Raw genomic sequence first — 17083 nt, forward strand, 5'->3', positions numbered from 1 at the left:
GAAACACGTCCGCGCCAGCTCACCCGACAACCGCACCGGCCCCAACGCCGTCTCCGCGTCCGCCGCCTCGACCAGACCCTCCCGAGCCGACTCCAACCCCCCCGCCGCCGACCGCAGAAACGCCGCCCGCACCACCCGGTCCCGCAGGGCCTCACGGGCCTCGTGGGCGGCCCGAACCACCGCGTCGACCTCTTCTGCTGTGGCCTCCACCGCAACCTGTTCGCGCTGCTTCCCGGTTCGGGGGTCGACACTCCAGACTGGTGCTGCTGCCATCGCGGCTTCCTTCCGGTTCTCTGCCACCCAACCGGGTTCGTTCGGTATTCTGAACGCAGTTCCTGGTGGTGAATGCTGGGGACTCTATTTCCGGGCGTTCCGCGCGGTCAAGAAGGGGCGTAGAGCAATGTCAGTCGCCGATTCCGGTGGAGCACAGGTCAAGTCCGCGGTACGGACGGTCGAGTTGCTCGAGTACTTCGCCGGGCGGCCCGGCATGCACTCGCTCTCCGCGGTCCAGGAGGCCGTCGGTTACCCCAAGTCCAGCCTCTACATGCTGCTGCGCACCCTCGTGGAGCTCGGCTGGGTGGAGACGGACGCGACCGGGACGAGGTACGGCATCGGGGTGCGCGCCCTGCTGGTCGGGACGTCGTACATCGACGGCGACGAGGTCGTGGCCGCCGCGCGGCCCACGCTGGACCGGCTCTCCGACGACACCACGGAGACCATCCACCTCGCGCGGCTCGACGGCACGAACGTGGTGTACCTGGCGACCCGGCAGTCGCAGCACTATCTGCGCCCCTTCACCCGGGTCGGGCGGCGGCTGCCCGCGCACTCCACGTCGCTGGGGAAGGCGCTGCTCGCCACGTACAGCGACGAGCAGGTGCGCAAACTGCTGCCGGAGACGCTCTCGCCGCTGACGGAGCACACCATCACGGACCGCGAGAAGCTCATCGAGGAGCTGCGCCTCATCCGCGAGCAGGGCTACGCCGTCGACCGTGAGGAGAACACCCTCGGGCTGCGCTGCTTCGGCATCGCCATCCCCTATCGGACCCCGGCGCGCGACGCGATCAGCTGCTCGGTGCCGGTGGCCCGGCTCACGCCGGCGCACGAGCAGATGATCAAGGACGCGCTGTTCGACGCCCGCGACCGTCTCACCCTCGCCACCCGGAGGCTCTGAGCGTGAACGTCGTACTGCGCGAGGTCCGGGACAGCGACCTGCCGCTCTTCTTCCGGCACATGAGCGACCCCGAGTCCACCCGGATGGCCGCCTTCACCAGCGAGGACCCCTCCGACCGTGCCGCGTTCGACGCGCACTGGGCACGGATCCGCGCGTCGGACGCGGTGATACGGACGGTGGTCGCCGACGGCTCCGTGGTCGGCCACGCCGCCGTGTACGGGCCGCCGGAGGAGCGGGAGGTGACGTACGTCGTCGACCGCGCGCACTGGGGGCGCGGCATCGCGACGCTGGCGCTGCGCGCCCTGCTCGACGCGGTGCCGGTGCGCCCGCTGCGCGCCCGCGCGGCGGCGGACAACGCGGGGTCGATCCGGGTGCTGGAGAAGTGCGGGTTCGTGGTGACGGGACGGGACCGGGGGTTCGCCGACGCGCGGGGCGAGGAGACGGACGAGGTCCTGCTGACCCTGCGGGCGTGACCCTCCCAGTGGGTCATGGCCGCTCCCCCGCGTGGCGGAGGGGGATCGTCGCCGGGCAGGACGTGCGGCCGCCCGGTGGGGCGGCAGGGTGGGGGCATGACAACGAGCACCGCCGAGACCGGCCTCACCCCGCAGCCCCGTCCCGTCAGGTCCGCGCTGCGCGCCGTCGCGATCGTGGCCTGTGCGCCGTACCTCGCGCTGAAGATCACGTGGATCGCGGGCAGCCGCGTCGGCATCCCCGACGGCAGCCCCCTGCTGGATCACCGCGTGCTGATGGCCGTCGCCAACAGCGTCACCGTGCTGATGGACGCGGCCGTCATCGTGCTGGCGCTGCTGCTCACCCGGCCGTGGGGGCAGCGGGTGCCGGCCTGGCTGCTGGCCGTGCCGATGTGGGCGGCGACCGGGCTGCTCGCGCCGATCATGGTCGGCTTCCCACTGCAGCTGATCGGCGTCGCCCTCGGCGGCTCCAAGATGCAGGACGCGGCGGATGAACCGTTCCTCGACGGCTGGGTGTTCAACGTCGTCTACGGCGGCTTCATCCTCCAGGGCATCGCCCTCGGCACGCTCTTCGTGCTCTACGCCAAGGACCGCTGGGGTCATCTGCTGCGGGGCCAGGTGTGGGACCTGCCGTCCCGCGCGACGGGCCCCTTCATGCGGGCGACCGCCGTCGCGGGCTCGCTGCTCGTGCTCTTCCCCGCCGCCATGCACACGCTGTGGCTGACCGGCTCGACGGCCGCGCTCCCGGCCGACCGGATCGCGCAGCGCACCACGGACTTCTATCTGCTGGAGCTCTCCCGGATCGCCTTCGTCGCCGTCGCGGTCACCGGCGTACTGCTCCTCGCCCTGCGGCTCCTGCCGTCCCTCTCCCTGCGGCCGACGCTGACGGCGGCCTGGATCGGGGCGAGCTCGATGGGCGCCTGGGGCGGGTGGATGCTGCTCGCCTCGCTCCTGCCCGAGTCCGAGGGCGCGAAGGGCCCCTCCGCGCTGCTGACGCTCACCTACGCTGGGGAAATGATCTCCGGTCTGCTGCTGAGCTGCGCCGTGGCCGCCTTGCTGCGCAGGCGCGGCGCGTGACGATGTCCGCACTGGGCCTGCGGACCGCCGGCCGGGCGCTGTACGGCCGGCGGGCGCGGTTGCGCTGGGTGCATCTGGTGCTCGGCGGCGCGTTGTTGATGCCGTTCTGGCTGGTCGGCGTGGTGTCCCTGGGGCCGATGGTGGGCGAGCAGGAGATGTGGCCGCTCTCGCCGGTGCTCATCTTCGGTGCGTACGGCATCGCTCTGCCGCTCTCGGCAGTCGCCGGCCTGTTCCCGACGGCCAGGCCGCTGTCGGTGGGCGTCGCCCGCGCGCTGTGTGGGGTGCCCGGTGAGCGGCTCGCGGACGGACCTGCCCGGACCCGGGCCGAACGGGTGCGCACCGCGGGCTGGTGCACCCTGCACATGGGGGTCGGGGCACTGGTCAGCGGCGTGTCCCTCGCACTGCCGCCGTTCGCCGTCGCGCTGATCGCCGCGCCCGTCCTCCCGGGGGTACGGGAGTATCTGCGGCTCGAGCCGTCCGTCTGGTTCTCGGTGCTGGCGCCGCTCACGGGGACCGGGCTGCTGCTGGCGCTCGCGGCCGTGTCCGCCGCCGCGGGGGCGCTGCTGGCCCGCCAGGCGCAGATGCTGCTGGGGCCCACCCCCGCCGACCGGCTCGCCGCGGCGGAGCGCCGGGCGACGGAGCTGGCGGAGCGCAACCGCCTCGCCCGCGAGCTGCACGACTCGGTGGGCCACGCGCTGTCCGCCGTCGCCCTCCAGGCGGGCGCGGCCCGCAGGGTCCTGGACAGCGACCGGGCCGGGGACGTGGAGTTCGTACGCGAGGCGCTGGCCGCGATCGAGGAGACCACCCGGCGCACGGTGGGCGAACTGGACGCCGTGCTGGGTCTGCTCCGTCAGGACGGCGACGGCGGGGAGCGGCCCGGCGGGCCGACGCTCCGGGGGCTGGACGGGCTGCTGTCCCGCAGCGGCGTCCCGGTGTCGCTGCACACCCGTGGTGCGCTCGCGGCCGTGGCGGCGCCGGTCTCCCGCGAGGCGTACCGGATCGTGCAGGAGGGACTGAGCAACGCCCTTCGCCATGCGGGGACTTCGCCGGTGACACTGTGGATCACCACAGGCGACGACGAGTTGGAGATCAGGATGGAGAACCCGCTGCCCGAGCGCGCCCCGGTGGTGCGCCCCGGAGGCGGCCGCGGGCTGCACGGCATCGCCGAGCGGGCCGTGCTGCTCGGCGGCCGTTCGGAGGCCGGGCCGCACGAGGGGGCTTGGCGGCTGTCCGCCACGCTGCCGCTCAAGGGGCGCCGATGAGCACGGTCCGGATCGCCGTCGCCGACGACGAGCGCATGGTCCGCACCGCGCTGCGCGTGATCCTGGACGCCGAGCCCGACCTGGAGGTCGTCGGCGAGGCGGCGACGGGCGCGGAGGCGGTCTCCGTGGTGCGCGAGACGCGCCCGGACGTGGTGCTGATGGACGTCCGGATGCCGGAGGTCGACGGCATCCGGGCCACGGAGCAGATTCTCGCCACCATGGACGAGCCGCCGCGGATCGTCGTCGTGACGACGTTCGAGAACGACTCCTACGTGTACGACGCGCTGTGCGCCGGGGCGGCCGGCTTCCTGCTGAAGCGGGCCGCGGCGCAGGAACTGGTGCAGGCGGTACGGCTGGTCGCACGCAGCGACTCGCTGCTGTTCCCGTCGGCCGTGCGCGCGCTCGCCGCCGCGTACGGCCGCAGCCGGCCCGCGGCCGCGCCGCGCTGGGCGGCGCGGCTGACCGAGCGGGAGGGCGAAGTACTGCGGCTGATGGCCACCGGGCTGACGAACGCGGAGATCGCGGGCCGGATGGGCGTGGGCCCGGCAACGACCAAGACCCACGTCGCGGCGGTCCTCGCCAAGATCGGCGCCCGGGACCGCACCCAGGCGGTGATCGCGGCGTACGAGTCGGGCTTCGTCTCGCCCCGCTGACCGGACCGTACGCGCTGAAACAGGCCAACTCCCGCACTGCGCGGGCTGCCGGCGGGCCGCTGCTGCGCCGGCTGCCGGAACGGGTGTTCGCGGCGGCCGGCATCGCGGTGCTCGCGACCGGGGCGGCGCTGCGGGGGCTGCCGTACGACGCGGTGGCGCTCGTGTGCAGCGGGGCGATCGGGCTGGGGCTGCCATGTGTGGTGATCACGGCGATGACGGCGGTGCAGCGGGAGGCGCCGGCCGCGTGGGTGGGCCGTACGGCGGCGACCGCCAGCGCGCTGCTGTTCGTACCGAACGCGGTGGCGCCGGCGGTCGGCGCGGGCCTGGTGGCGGTGGCGGACGTGCGGGTGCTGCCGGCGGTGGTCGGCGCCGTGGGCGTGGCCTCCGCGCTGGTGCTCGGGGCGGGCAGGACTGCCGCGCCCGCCCCCACGGAGGCGGAACGCGGCCCCCTGCCGGGCGACCGGGTATGGCGGGCCCGCGGTTACGACAGGGCGGATCCCAGTAGTGCCAGGTCCGCGTCGGAGGCCAGGCCCGCGTGGTAGAGGCGCAGCTCCGTCGCGCCGAGGGAGGCGGCCTTCGCGGCGGACGCCGCGAGGGCGCCGGGCGCGCCGCCCATGCCGGTCACGACCGTGAAGTTCGCGGCGAGCACCGTCCGTTCCGTCGCGTGCGCCGCGAACGGCTCCAGCAGCTGCGGCCCCCGGGTGCACGGCACGACGACGCCGTCGGCGACCGCCAGGATGTGCGCCGGGTCCACGCCGGCGTTCGCGCCGCAGTGGTGGGCCTCCGGGTCCGCGTGCAGCAGGACCTGGAAGCCTTCCGGAGCCGCGGCCCGCACCGCCGCGACCGCGTCCTCCTGGAACGTGCGCGCCGTGCGCGTACGGAACTCCCGTACCGTCTCCGCCAACTGCTCCTCGAGCGGCCGCACCGGCGCGCCGTGCCCGTGCCAGACCGGCTCCAGCGCGTCGCGCACCGACGCCGCGAGCTGCCCGGGGTCCAGGCCCAGGCTCCCGTACCCGTCCCGGCAGGACGGGCAGAAGCAGAGCGACATCAGGTACTGCGCCGCGTCGTCGAGAGCGACGCCCGCGATCTTGTCGTGGGCGTGCAGATGGGCCGCCCCGTACCAGCCGCAGGACTCCAGCTCGGTGCCCCGCGCCCCCGGCCGGACCGCCGCCTCCGCCGCCAGTGACACCAGGTACTCGCGCACCGCGGGCTGTGCGATGCAGGGCGCCCAGGGGTAGCGGTCGCCGTAGGCGTTGACGGCGGAGGTGGCCGGATGTTCGGCGCCCATACGGGAGTTGTGCGCCAGCACCACCCAGCTGTGGACGTCGAGCCCGGCGGCCTCCAGCACGGCCGCCGCCTCGCCGTACGCGTCGCCCGGCGCCCACTGTCCCGCCGCGTACGGCCGCAGCTCGCGCCCGGCCCAGCGCGCCTCGCCGGGCGGGTAGAGCACCGACGCGTACTCGGCGGTGACGATCCGGTGGTGGGGGTGGCGCGGCGTCAGGGCGCGGGTGGAGTGGTAGGCGGAGGCGAGGGTGACCTGCCGGACGCCGAGGTCCGCGATCCGGGCGGCCGCGGCCGGGTCGCCCACGACGTCCCACGGGTACAGGAAGGCGGCGGTCTTCACTCGCCCTCCCTCAGCAGCGCCCTGCCCTGCGCGATCAGCGCGGCGAGGGCCTCGACGTGCCGGCCGGCCGGTTCGGTCAGCGGGGGCCGCACCGGGCCGACGTCCAGCCCTTCGAGCCGTACGCCGGCCTTGACGAGCGACACGGCGTATCCGCGCCCTTCGTTGCGCAGTTCGACGAGCGGCACGAAGAAGCCGTCGAGGAGGCGGTTCACCGTCTTGTCGTCGCCGGAGCCGAGCGCCCGGTGGAAGGCGAGGGCGATGTCCGGGGCGAAGGCGAAGGCGGCGGAGGAGTACAGGGTGATGCCGATGCCGCGGTAGGCGGGCCCGGTGAGCTCTGCGGTGGGCAGCCCGTTGAAGTAGAGGAAGTCGCGCTCGGGGAGCTCCTGGCGCACGGCGCTGACGATCCGCTGCATGAGGTCGAGGTCGCCGAGGCCGTCCTTGAGGCCGATAATCCGCGGGACCTTGGCGAGTTCGACGACCGTACGGGGGGAGAAGACCGCGTTGTCGCGCTGGTAGACGATGACGTCGAGCGACGTCGCCGCGGCGAGGCGGGTGTAGTGGCGCAGCAGGCCGGCCTGGTCGGCGGTGACGAGGTAGGGCGGCATGGCGAGCAGTCCGTCCGCACCGGCCCGCTCGGCATCCCTCGCGTACTGCTCCGCGAGCGCGGTGCCGTAGCCGGCGCCCGCGAGGACGGGCACCCGGCCGGCCGTCTCCTCGACTGCGGCGGCGACGCAGTCGCGGAACTCCCCGGCGGTCAGGGCGTGGAACTCCCCCGTCCCGCAGCAGGCGAAGACGGCGGCCGCGCCGGCGTCGACGCCCCGCCTCACATGCGCGCGGAAGGCTCCGAGGTCGAGGGCGCCGTCCGGTCCGTACGCGGTGACGGGGAAGAACAGCGGTCCATGGACCCGGGTGAGCCGGGCTGCGAGCGGATCTGAGGTCACGGGTGCTCCCTGGGCCGTGCTCCGGGCTCCGAAGCCCGTGCACAATTATGATTGTTGTCCATACCTCTGAACATCGTTCACGCTATGACAGCCGCGTCGCGCGGGTCAAGACGGAAACCCGCATTCGAGACTCGGACAGGGCCGATCCACGCGACACTTGACGACGGCGGGGCCGCTCTTTAGCTTGTCCATGTATGTGAATCCAGTCCATGGACTTGAGCTGCTCAAGGAGATCCGCCCATGCCCGCTGCCCGTACCGTCCTGCTCACCGGCGCAGCCGGCGGACTCGGCACCCTGATGCGCGGCCTGCTGCCCGCGTACGGCTACGAGCTCCGGCTCCTCGACGCCGTCCCCGTCGAGGGCGAGCCGGACGCGATCACCGCCGACCTCGCCGACCGGGCAGCCCTGCGCGAGGCCGTACGGGGCGTGGACGCGGTCATCCACCTCGCGGGCATCTCCCTGGAGGCGTCGTTCGACAAGATCCTGCGCGCCAACATCGAGGGGACGTACAACCTGTACGAGGCGGTGCGCGAGGAGGGCGTACGGCGCGTGGTCTTCGCCTCCAGCAACCACGCCGTCGGCTACGTCCCGCGCCCGGACGGGGAAGCGCCCTTCGCCCCCGAGGAGCTCATCCCGGTCGAGACCCGCCACCGGCCCGACACCTTCTACGGTCTGTCCAAGTGCTTCGGCGAGGACCTGGCGCAGCTGTACTGGGACCGGCACGGCCTGGAGACCGTCTCCGTGCGGATCGGCTCCTGCTTCCCGGAGCCCACCTCGGTACGGATGCTCTCCGTCTGGATGAGCCCCGGCGACGCCGCCCGTCTCTTCCACGCGGCTCTCACCGCCGAGGACGTCGGCCACTCCGTCGTCTACGGCTCGTCGGCCAACACCCGGCTGTGGTGGGACCTCACCAGCGCGCGGGCGCTCGGCTACGAACCGCAGGACGACTCCGAGCAGTACGCGGCGAAGCTCGTCGCGGAGCACGGCGAACTCGACCCGGAGAACCCGGCCCACGCCCACCTCGGGGGGCACTTCACCACCGACCCGCCGCGGTGGCCGCGCTGACGTACCGTACGCGGCGCGGTGACGGCACGGTCACCGCGCGCCTTGGCGTCTGGCGTCTGGCGTCTGGCGTCTGGCGTCTGGCGTCTGGCGTCTGGCGCGAAATCATCCCGCAAGATCCTCGTAAGAGGCGCCAACAGTAAGGGAACGGTAAAGCGGACTCGCTCGTTACCCCAGTCATGACAGCTATGACCCCCGGCTCGAACATCCCTCTGGCCACCGCTCGCGTGGCGGTGGACGTCGCCGCTCCGGTGCGGCTCGACGTATCGGGCCTGCTGCTCACCGCCGACGGCAAGGTGCGCTCCGACGACGACTTCATCTTCTACAACCAGCCCCAGGGCCCCGGTGTCACCTACCGCTCAGGCGGCGGCACGGCGCCCGACGCGATCCTGATCGACACCGCGGCCGTGCCCCCCGGTATCGAGCGGATCGTCGTGACGGCCAGCCCGGACGCGGCGGGCCGGACGTTCCAGGGCATCGAGCCCACCGCCACCATCCGCAACAGCGACGACGGCAGCGCGATCGCCAGCTTCACCCCGCCGCAGCTCGGCTCGGAGACCGCGCTGGTCGTCGTCGAGGTCTATCTGCGCAACGGCGCGTGGAAGGCCCGCGCCGTCGGCCAGGGCTACGCGAACGGCCTGGCGGGCATCGCCACGGACTTCGGCGTCTCCGTCGACGAGGAGCCCGCGGCCGCCCCGGCCCCGGCGGCCCCTCCCGTCGCCGCCGCGCCGCCCGTCACCGCCGCGCCGCCCGTGGACCCGCGGACGGCGGCCGCCCCGCCGCCGCCCGCCGCGCCTCCGGCGGCCCCCGCCGCTCCCCCGGCCGCCACCGGCAAGATCAACCTGGACAAGGGCCGGGTGAGCCTGCAGAAGAACCAGACGGTGTCCCTGGTCAAGGGCGGCCGTCCACTGCTCTCCCAGGTGAAGATGGGCCTCGGCTGGGAGCCCGCCTTCCGCGGCAAGGACATCGACCTCGACGCGTCCGTCATCGCCTACGGCCCGAACCGCAACCACCTGGACAGCTGCTACTTCGGCAAGCTCACCATCCTGGGCGGCTCGATCAAGCACTCCGGCGACAATCTCACCGGTGAGGGCGCGGGCGACGACGAGGTCATCGTCGTGGACCTCGGCCGGCTGCCGGCGGACGCGACGGGCCTCGTCTTCACGGTCAACTCCTTCTCCGGCCAGAAGTTCACCGAGGTCGCCAAGGCCTACTGCCGGCTGATCGACGCCACCACCGGCGAGGAGCTGGTCCGCTTCGACCTGACCGGCGCCGAGCCGCAGACCGGCGTGATGATGGCCAAGCTGATCAAGCAGTTCTCCGGTGAGTGGGAGATGACCGCGATGGGCGACTTCGTGAAGTCGCGCACCGTCCGCGGCATGGTCAAGCCCGCCGCGCAGGCGCTCTGAAAAGGTCCGCCGGAGGCGCCCGTCACGGTGTGTGGCGGGCGCCCCCGGCGGAGGGACTGTTCAATCGGGACGTGCTCAGAGTTTGGCCAGTTTGGAGAACGGGCTGAGGATGCGGCCCTGCCTGCCGGAGAAGTCGACAAGCACGGCGGCGTTGTCTCCCTCCACAGCGAGGACTCTCCCGAGACCGAACTGGTCGTGGGACACCCTGTCGCCCGCTTCATAACACTCGATCGGCGGCTCTTCCAGGGACGGACGGTTGAAGGGGCTGGACGGCAGGTGGCGCCGGGAACCGGCTGACTTTGTCATTGCCTTCAGTATGCGCCCCCGGCCCCGCACCACGCCACGCCCTGATGCTTCGCAGTGGTTCCGTCACTGCCGGTTCCCGTGCCGCCGCCACGGTCCGGTGATCGCGAACATGACGCCCGGTGTCTGGATGCTGACGTACAGGGTGCGGCCGTCGGGCGAGAAGACGACGCCGGCGAACTCGCTGTAGTCGGGGTCCTCGTCGGTCCCCACGTTGAGTTCGTTACGGGCGATCGGGTACGTACGGCCGCTGTCCGAGGCGCCGAACAGATGCTGCGCACCCTCGCCGTCCTCGGCGATGATCAGGCCCCCGTACGGCGAGACGGTGATGTTATCCGGGCCGTCGTAGGCGCCGCCCTGCGAGGGCTCCCGGTCCGCCCCGAGCAGCACCTTGAGCGTCAGCGTCCGGCGGCGCGGGTCGTAGAACCAGACCTGGCCGTCGTGCTGCTCGGGGCTCTCCTCGCGGGCGTACGAGGAGACGATGTAGGCGCCGCCGTCGCCCCACCACATGCCTTCGAGCTTGCGGCCGCGGGTGACCTGGCCGTCCCTGAACTGCTTGCGCACGGACGTCCGCCGCGCGTCACGGTCCGGGACCTCGGTCCAGTCCACCCCGTACACCGTGCCGATCTTCCTGGCGCGTGCCAGGTCGTCGACGAACCGGCCGCCGGAGTCGTAGCACGTGGCGGCCTGCAGCACGCCCGCGTCGTCGGCGAGGGTGCGCAGCCGGCCGCGGCCGTGCTCGAAGCCGCGCGGCGGCGCCCAGCGGTAGAGCAGGCCGTTCGGGGTGTCGGCGTCCTCCGTGAGGTACAGGTGGCCGCGCTTCGGGTCGACGACGACCGCCTCGTGCGCGAACCGGCCGAACGCCTTGACCGGCCGGGGGTCGCGGTTGGCCCGGCAGTCGTACGGGTCGACCTCGAAGACGTAGCCGTGGTCGTGGAGCAGCCCGTTCTTGCCGGCCCGGTCCTCGGTCTCCTCGCAGGTGAGCCAGGTCCCCCAGGGGGTCGAGCCGCCCGCGCAGTTCTGCACGGTGCCGGCGACGCCGACCCACTGCGCGACCTGGCCGTCGCGGTGGCTCTCCACGACGGTGCAGCCGCCGGGCGCGGCCGGGTCGTAGACCAGGCCCTCGGTGAGCGGCACCGGGTGCGCCACGTCGGCGCGCGCGCCCTTGAGCTCGTGGTTGACCACGAGCAGCGTCACACCGCGCGGGCCCTCGAACGCCGCCGTGCCGTCGTGCTTGCCGGGGGTGAACTCGCCCGACTCCAGCCGGGTGGCGCCGGAGCGGGTCAGCACGCGGTACGAGAACCCGGCCGGCAGCGCGAGCAGGCCCTCGGGGTCGGAGACCAGCGGGCCGTAGCCGGGCCCTCGCTGCCCCTCCGCCTCGCCCTCGGCCGTCGCGGCCTCCGCCGCCGCGAGGGCGCCCGGTGCCGTGGCGAGCGCGCCGGCGGCCCCGGTGAGGGCCACGCCCGCGCCGGTCAGGGCGGACTGCTTGGTGAAATCCCTGCGGGTCAGCGACATCGAGGTCTCCTGGAGGGCGCGTCCGGGCGGGCGGATGTGTGCCACACCCTCGTGCCCGCGTATAAACGGCACTTGAACGCCGTACGACATCGGAAGAGGCCTTCGCCGTCATGAATCTGCCCAGCACCGGACGCCGCGTCCTGATCAGCGGAGCGTCCCGGGGACTCGGCCGCGCCGTCGCCCACGCCTTCGCCGCGAACGGCGACCGCGTCGCCGTCCACTACGGCGCCCGTGAGGACGACGCCCGCCGCACCCTCGACGCGCTGCCCGGTCCGGGCCACGTCCTGGTCGGCGGCGACCTGTCCGACGCGCCGGGGGCGGCCGACGTCGCCGACCGGGCCTTCGCCGGCCTCGGCGGCATCGACGTCCTCGTCAACAACGCGGCCGTCAACGTCCGGCACCCGCTCGCGGACACGCCGTACGACGAATGGGCCGAGATCTGGCAGCGGCACGTCTGCGTGAACCTGCTCGCCACGGCGCATCTCAGCCACCTCGCCGCGCGGCGCATGATCGCGGACGGGACGGGTGGCCGCATCGTCAACATCGGCTCCCGCGGGGCGTTCCGCGGCGAGCCCGACCACCCGGCGTACGGCGCGACGAAGGCGGCCGTCCACGCGCTGGGCCAGTCCCTGGCGGTGTCCCTCGCGCCCTACGGCATCGGCGTCGCCTCGGTCGCCCCCGGCTTCTTCGACACCGAACGCGTCGCCGACCGCCTGACCGGCCCCGAGGGCGACGCGATCCGCGCTCAGAGCCCCTTCGGCCGGGTCGCCTCGGCGGACGAGATCGCGTCGGCGGTCCTGTGGCTGTCGTCCCCGGAGGCGCAGTGGTCCTCGGGCACGATCCTGGACCTCAACGGCGCGTCCCACCTCCGCACGTAGCGCTCGCGCGTCGCGTCCGGGTTACGCGCCGGACCTGGCCCGGTAGCCGTGCTGGCGTCCGGGCGTGGCCCGGTCCGTGTCGTCCGGCGTCCGGGTGCCGCGCGTCCGGGCGTGGCCCGGTCCTGTGCGCTTGCGTCCGGGTGCCGCTCCAGGGGATGTCCGGGATCCCCGCTCCGGAGGCCCCGACCCCCGCACCACCCACCGGCGCAGCGCGCCCGCCCCGGGGCCACGCCGCGTCCGCCGACCGGACATGCGCCAAGCCACCCGCCGGGGCACGCCGCGCCCCGCCCCGGCTGCCCGGGCGCGCCGCGCCCCCCGACCGGGCCACGCCCGGAACGCGCGAGCGTCAGCGAGCCGAGCGGGACTTGAAGGCCGCCTTGCGCGCCTCCTTCGCCGCCGTCTTGTCCCGGTGCAGCCGCCCCATCGCCTCCAGCACGTCCGCCGTCGCCGGGTGGTCCACCCGCCACGCCGCGTCGAAGAACCCGCTGTGCTGCCCGACCAGCCCCTCCACCAGGTCCTGGAGCTCCGCGGCCTCGCCGCCCGCCGCGAGCTGCGCGGCGATCGTGTCGATGGCCAGCCAGAAGATCATCGACTCGGGCGGCGCGGGCACGTCCGCCGCGCCCCGTTCGGCGAGCCAGACGCGGGCGAGGCCGCCGAGCTGCGGGTCGTCGAGGGCGTCGCGCACGGCGGGCTCCGCAGGGAGCCCGGCGAGGGCGAGCGCCTGCTGGCAGTGGAGGCGGCGCAGCGGCGCGCCCGGGTCGTCGCCGCGCGCCGCGGCGAGGAGTTCGCGGGCGGCGTCGGCGGGCGCGCGCCGGGCGAGCCACTGCTCGGTCTCGGCGCGGGCGGAGATCTCGGGGTAGCGGGCGAGCCCGTCGAGCAGGACCTCCGCGCCCTTGTCCGCGAGGTCGCCGACCGCGGGCACGTCGACTCCGGCGTCCCGCAGCCGGGATCTGATGCCGTAGAGCCCGAGTGGGGTGAGCCGGACCAGGCCGTACCGGGTGACGTCGTCCTCGTCGACGAGGGGGCCGGCGCCGTCCTCGGCCATCAACGCCTCGTCCACGGGCCGGTATTCGACGAGCCCGACGGACTCCAGCAGCAGGAACTGGTCGTCGAGGCGCATCATCGCCTCGGAGACCTGCTCCAGGACGTCGTCGGTGGGTTCGCCCATGTCCTCGGGGACGATCATCGACGCGGCGAGCACCGGCAGCGGGACGGACTCCTCGCCGGCGACGTCCTCGGCGACGGTCAGCAGGTAGAGGTTGCCGAGCACGCCGTCGAGGAAGGCGGCCTCCGCCTCGGGGTCCCAGTCGAGTGCGTCGACGTCGATCTCGCCGTCGTCGCCGATGACGTCGGTGATGTCGTCGAGCATGGGCGCGATGGCGTCGGCGAAGGCGACGTCCAGGGCGTCCAGCCACAGGCCGAGCACGTCCTGCGGCGAACCGCCGGTGACGCGGGCGAGGTTGACGCCCGCGACGACGCCGCCCCCCTCGGACCCGGCGTCCTCGATGTCCACGAGTCCGGTGTCGACGGCGACGCGCCACGCCTCGCTCGCGCAGGCGGGGCCGTCGTCGTCCCCGCCGAGACCGAGGGCCTCCGCCGCCGCCTGCAGTTGCTCGTCGACGAGTTCGCCGCCGACGCCGACCCTCGTCCGCGAGTCCGCCCAGCGGGCGAGCCGGACGGCACGGGCCAGCAGCGGGGTGGCCAGCGCGGCCCGCGCCAGTTCCGCGTCCGAGTGCAGCCGTACCGGTGGGAGGGTGGGGCGGTCTTCGGGCATCTGGTGGGTCTCCTCCGCGGCGTACCGGCTCCGGGCGGCCTTGTGGGTGACTGGACGGGGCCCCAGCGTAGACGTAATTCGTGCCGCTTCGCCGCGCCTGCCCGGTACGGCCGCACGGCCTGCGGCGCGCCCCGCGGGTTCACCGGGGCTTCCACCGCGGTACACCCTTCGGCTCTTGACAAGTGCCCTGCGCAGCCAAGAGATTGACGCGCGTAGAACCTGTCGGCCTCTCGACCGGGCCCACAACCCCTCGTCCCTTACCTCCGGAGTACCTTGATGCCTTCCTCCGTCGTACCGAGAACCACCGCCGTAGCCGCCGTCGTCGCCGCCGCGCTGGCCGCGGGACTGCTCGCCGGCTCCGCGAGCGCCTCCGCGGCGGACTCCGCCGGCGGCACCGCGGCCGAGGCCGCCGCCCAGGTGCGGATCCACGACATCCAGGGCAGCACCCGTATATCCCCGCTGGTGGGCCGTCAGGTCGCCGATGTGCCGGGCGTTGTCACGGGCGTGCGGACCTACGGCTCCCGCGGTTTCTGGTTCCAGGACACCGAGGCCGACGGCGACCCGGCCACCAGTGAGGGCGTCTTCGTCTACACCGGCTCGGCGCCGGCCGTCGCGGTCGGCGACCGGGTCACCGTCTCCGGCACGGTCACGGAGTACGTCCCCGGCGGCACGTCCTCCGGCAACCAGTCGCTGACGGAGATCACGCGGGCGACGGTCACCGTCGTCTCGTCCGGCAACGAGGTGCCCGAGCCGGTCACCGTCTCCGCCTGGTCGGTGCCCTCTGCGTACGCCCCGGAGGGCGACCCGGCGGCGGGCGGCAGCATCAACGGCCTCCCGCTGAACCCGCGCGCGTACGCCCTGGACTACTACGAGTCGCTCGAGGGCACCAACGTCCGCGTCGGCACCTCGCGGGTGGTCGGCGCCACCGACCCGTACGCGGCCCTGTGGGTGACGGTCAAGCCGTGGGAGAACGACAACCGGCGCGGCGGCACGGTCTACGGCTCGTACGAGTCGCAGAACACCGGCCGGCTGAAGATCGAGTCGCTGGTCCCGCTCGCGCAGCAGCCCTTCCCGAAGGCGAACGTCGGTGACGTGCTCACGGGCGTCACCGAGGGCCCGATGGACTTCAACCAGTACGGCGGCTACACGATCACGGCCCGCAGCCTCGGCACGGTCCTCGACCGCGGCCTGGAGCGCGAGCGGACCCGCCCGCAGCGGGACGGCGAACTGGCCGTGGCCACGTACAACGTGGAGAACCTGGACCCGTCCGACCCGCAGGCGAAGTTCGATGCGCTGGCGAAGGGCGTCGTCGAGAACCTGGCCTCGCCCGACATCCTGGCCCTGGAGGAGATCCAGGACGACACCGGCGCCAAGAACGACGGCACCGTGTCGGCCGAGGGGACGCTGAAGAAGTTCGCGGACGCGATCGTCGCGGCGGGCGGCCCTGCGTACGAGTGGCGCGGCATCGACCCGCAGAACAACCAGGACGGCGGCCAGCCCGGCGGCAACATCCGCCAGGTGTTCCTCTTCAACCCGGAGCGGGTCTCCTTCACCGACCGCGCGGGCGGCGACGCGACGACGGCGACCGGTGTCGTGCGGGAGGGGCGCGGGGCCGCCCTGTCCCTGTCCCCGGGCCGTATCGACCCGGCGAGCGGCGCCTGGGAGGACAGCCGCAAGCCGCTGGCCGGTGAGTTCACCTTCCGCGGCCGTACGGTCTTCGTGATCGCGAACCACTTCGGTTCGAAGGGCGGCGACGAGTCGCTGCTCTCGCACCACCAGCCGCCGAACCGTTCCTCCGAGGTGCAGCGTCTCGAGCAGGCGCAGGTGGTGAACGCGTTCGTCAAGGACCTCCTGGCGGTCGACCGCAAGGCCGACGTGCTGGTGCTGGGTGACATCAACGACTTCGAGTTCTCGCGGACGACGCAGGCGCTCACGGACGGCGGCGTCCTCCACGCGGCCATCAAGTCCCTGCCGCGGTCGGAGCGTTACTCGTACGTCTACCAGGGCAACAGCCAGGTGCTGGACCAGATCCTCACCAGCCCGTCGATCCGCCGCTTCAGCTACGACAGCGTGCACATCAACGCGGAGTTCGCGGACCAGAACAGCGACCACGACCCCCAGGTGCTGCGCTTCCGCCCGTAGTCCGGTCAGCGTGGGCGCGGGGCCCTCAGTGCAGCAGGTCCCGCGCCCACGCGGTGACGTCCAGTTCCCCGGACGTGCCGATGTCCAGCCGGAACGGCAGGGTCTGCGGGGACTCCCCCTCCTTGGGTGTGACCACCAGATAGGCGCCTTCGGTCACGGCGTCGAAGGACGTCACCCGGTTGTTCCAGTTGAGGACCGACTTCACGCTCTCCCCCGGCGCGAGGGTCAGCGGCTTCGGCCCCTGGTCACGCCCTGCGTCGGTGTACGGGTGGTCGTGGGTGATGGTCAGCCGCAGCGGATCGCGGTCCTTGTCCAGGGCGGCGATGCCGGGGTAGCCGTCGACCCGGTAGGGCTCGGCGCCGCAGTTCACCAGCTCGACCACGACGGCCCGCCGCCCCATGGCCGCGTCCACCACGCCGGTGCTCACGGCGGCTCCGGAGTCCGGGCACGCGGTGGGCGTGGCCGCCGTCGGCCCCGGTGCCGGTTCCGCCGACGGCTCGCCGTACCGGGCGAAGCCCGACGGGTCCAGTTCCTCGGGCTGCACCCCGTACTCACGGCCCTTCGCCGCGGCCCCCTCGGCTCCGCCGCTGCCGTCGCTGCCGTCGCTGCCGCAGCCGCTCAGCGCCCCGGCCGCCATCAGTACGGCCACCGCCGCAGCCGCCGTCCGCCGTATCGTTCCCGCCATGCCGGTCCCTCCCGGTCGCCCCGTCCCCGCACCGATCATGCCAGTCCGGCAGATCCGTCAGCGCTGCTTCATAAACGGATGAAGCAGATGTAACTGGAGCTGAACCCTGCGGGCGTT

Annotated in this window: 16 protein-coding genes and 1 pseudogene; 10 read left to right on the forward strand and 7 right to left on the reverse strand. The window is 73.4% G+C overall.

What is annotated here, in order from left to right:
* A pseudogene (locus ACWD01_RS10865) lies at positions 1–273 on the reverse strand (aldehyde dehydrogenase (NADP(+))); the annotation flags it as partial.
* Between the two features lie 127 nt (positions 274–400).
* On the opposite strand from ACWD01_RS10865, the gene ACWD01_RS10870 reads away from it, so the two are divergent.
* From ACWD01_RS10870 to ACWD01_RS10895, 6 genes are all read left to right on the forward strand, one after another.
* On the forward strand, positions 401–1171 hold the full coding sequence (locus ACWD01_RS10870) for an IclR family transcriptional regulator (protein ID WP_451160307.1): 771 nt from the start codon (positions 401–403) through the stop codon (positions 1169–1171).
* A 2-nt stretch (positions 1172–1173) separates the two neighbouring features.
* A complete protein-coding gene (locus tag ACWD01_RS10875) occupies positions 1174–1644 on the forward strand; it encodes a GNAT family N-acetyltransferase (protein WP_451160309.1) in 471 nt (156 codons plus the stop codon).
* 96 nt (positions 1645–1740) lie between these two features.
* Positions 1741–2718 carry a hypothetical protein gene (locus ACWD01_RS10880; protein ID WP_451160311.1) on the forward strand — a complete coding sequence of 326 codons (978 nt, stop codon included), beginning with the start codon at positions 1741–1743 and terminating at the stop codon, positions 2716–2718.
* 2 nt (positions 2719–2720) lie between these two features.
* Positions 2721–3980 carry a sensor histidine kinase gene (locus ACWD01_RS10885; RefSeq protein WP_451160703.1) on the forward strand — a complete coding sequence of 420 codons (1260 nt, stop codon included), beginning with the start codon at positions 2721–2723 and terminating at the stop codon, positions 3978–3980.
* A complete protein-coding gene (locus ACWD01_RS10890; RefSeq protein WP_451160313.1) occupies positions 3977–4633 on the forward strand; it encodes a response regulator in 657 nt (218 codons plus the stop codon). The genes ACWD01_RS10885 and ACWD01_RS10890 overlap by 4 nt, the downstream gene beginning before the upstream one ends.
* 83 nt (positions 4634–4716) lie before the next feature.
* The gene (locus ACWD01_RS10895; RefSeq protein ID WP_451160315.1) at positions 4717–5175 is read left to right on the forward strand and encodes a hypothetical protein; all 459 of its coding nucleotides are present in this window, start codon (positions 4717–4719) and stop codon (positions 5173–5175) included.
* Here ACWD01_RS10895 and ACWD01_RS10900 read toward each other — a convergent pair.
* Both ACWD01_RS10900 and ACWD01_RS10905 read right to left on the reverse strand, forming a co-directional pair.
* On the reverse strand, positions 5115–6257 hold the full coding sequence (locus ACWD01_RS10900; protein WP_451160317.1) for a hypothetical protein: 1143 nt from the start codon (positions 6255–6257) through the stop codon (positions 5115–5117). The genes ACWD01_RS10895 and ACWD01_RS10900 overlap by 61 nt on opposite strands.
* On the reverse strand, positions 6254–7198 hold the full coding sequence (locus ACWD01_RS10905; protein WP_451160319.1) for a 5-dehydro-4-deoxyglucarate dehydratase: 945 nt from the start codon (positions 7196–7198) through the stop codon (positions 6254–6256). The genes ACWD01_RS10900 and ACWD01_RS10905 overlap by 4 nt, the downstream gene beginning before the upstream one ends.
* 240 nt (positions 7199–7438) lie before the next feature.
* On the opposite strand from ACWD01_RS10905, the gene ACWD01_RS10910 reads away from it, so the two are divergent.
* The gene (locus ACWD01_RS10910; protein ID WP_451160321.1) at positions 7439–8263 is read left to right on the forward strand and encodes an NAD-dependent epimerase/dehydratase family protein; all 825 of its coding nucleotides are present in this window, start codon (positions 7439–7441) and stop codon (positions 8261–8263) included.
* Positions 8264–8439: 176 nt separating this feature from the next.
* The gene (locus ACWD01_RS10915) at positions 8440–9669 is read left to right on the forward strand and encodes a TerD family protein (protein ID WP_451160323.1); all 1230 of its coding nucleotides are present in this window, start codon (positions 8440–8442) and stop codon (positions 9667–9669) included.
* 75 nt (positions 9670–9744) lie between these two features.
* Here ACWD01_RS10915 and ACWD01_RS10920 read toward each other — a convergent pair whose 3' ends face one another.
* Both ACWD01_RS10920 and ACWD01_RS10925 read right to left on the reverse strand, forming a co-directional pair.
* Positions 9745–9975, reverse strand: a complete 231-nt coding sequence (locus tag ACWD01_RS10920) for a hypothetical protein (RefSeq protein ID WP_264242674.1) — start codon at positions 9973–9975, stop codon at positions 9745–9747.
* A gap of 63 nt (positions 9976–10038) precedes the next feature.
* Positions 10039–11487: an alkaline phosphatase PhoX gene (locus tag ACWD01_RS10925; RefSeq protein ID WP_451160326.1), complete on the reverse strand. Its 1449-nt coding sequence runs from the start codon at positions 11485–11487 to the stop codon at positions 10039–10041.
* A 110-nt stretch (positions 11488–11597) separates the two neighbouring features.
* Between ACWD01_RS10925 and ACWD01_RS10930 the strand changes: the two genes are divergently transcribed.
* On the forward strand, positions 11598–12365 hold the full coding sequence (locus ACWD01_RS10930) for an SDR family NAD(P)-dependent oxidoreductase (protein ID WP_451160328.1): 768 nt from the start codon (positions 11598–11600) through the stop codon (positions 12363–12365).
* 346 nt (positions 12366–12711) lie between these two features.
* Here the strand turns inward: ACWD01_RS10930 and ACWD01_RS10935 are convergent, their stop codons facing one another.
* Entirely contained in the window at positions 12712–14139 is a 1428-nt protein-coding gene (locus ACWD01_RS10935; RefSeq protein ID WP_451160330.1) for a hypothetical protein, read from the reverse strand.
* A 276-nt stretch (positions 14140–14415) separates the two neighbouring features.
* On the opposite strand from ACWD01_RS10935, the gene ACWD01_RS10940 reads away from it, so the two are divergent.
* The gene (locus tag ACWD01_RS10940) at positions 14416–16281 is read left to right on the forward strand and encodes an endonuclease/exonuclease/phosphatase family protein (RefSeq protein WP_451160332.1); all 1866 of its coding nucleotides are present in this window, start codon (positions 14416–14418) and stop codon (positions 16279–16281) included.
* Positions 16282–16306: 25 nt separating this feature from the next.
* Here the strand turns inward: ACWD01_RS10940 and ACWD01_RS10945 are convergent, their stop codons facing one another.
* A complete protein-coding gene (locus ACWD01_RS10945; RefSeq protein ID WP_451160334.1) occupies positions 16307–16966 on the reverse strand; it encodes a DUF4232 domain-containing protein in 660 nt (219 codons plus the stop codon).
* Positions 16967–17083: the final 117 nt, after the last annotated feature.

The organism is Streptomyces sp. NPDC002835 (genome assembly GCF_053591995.1).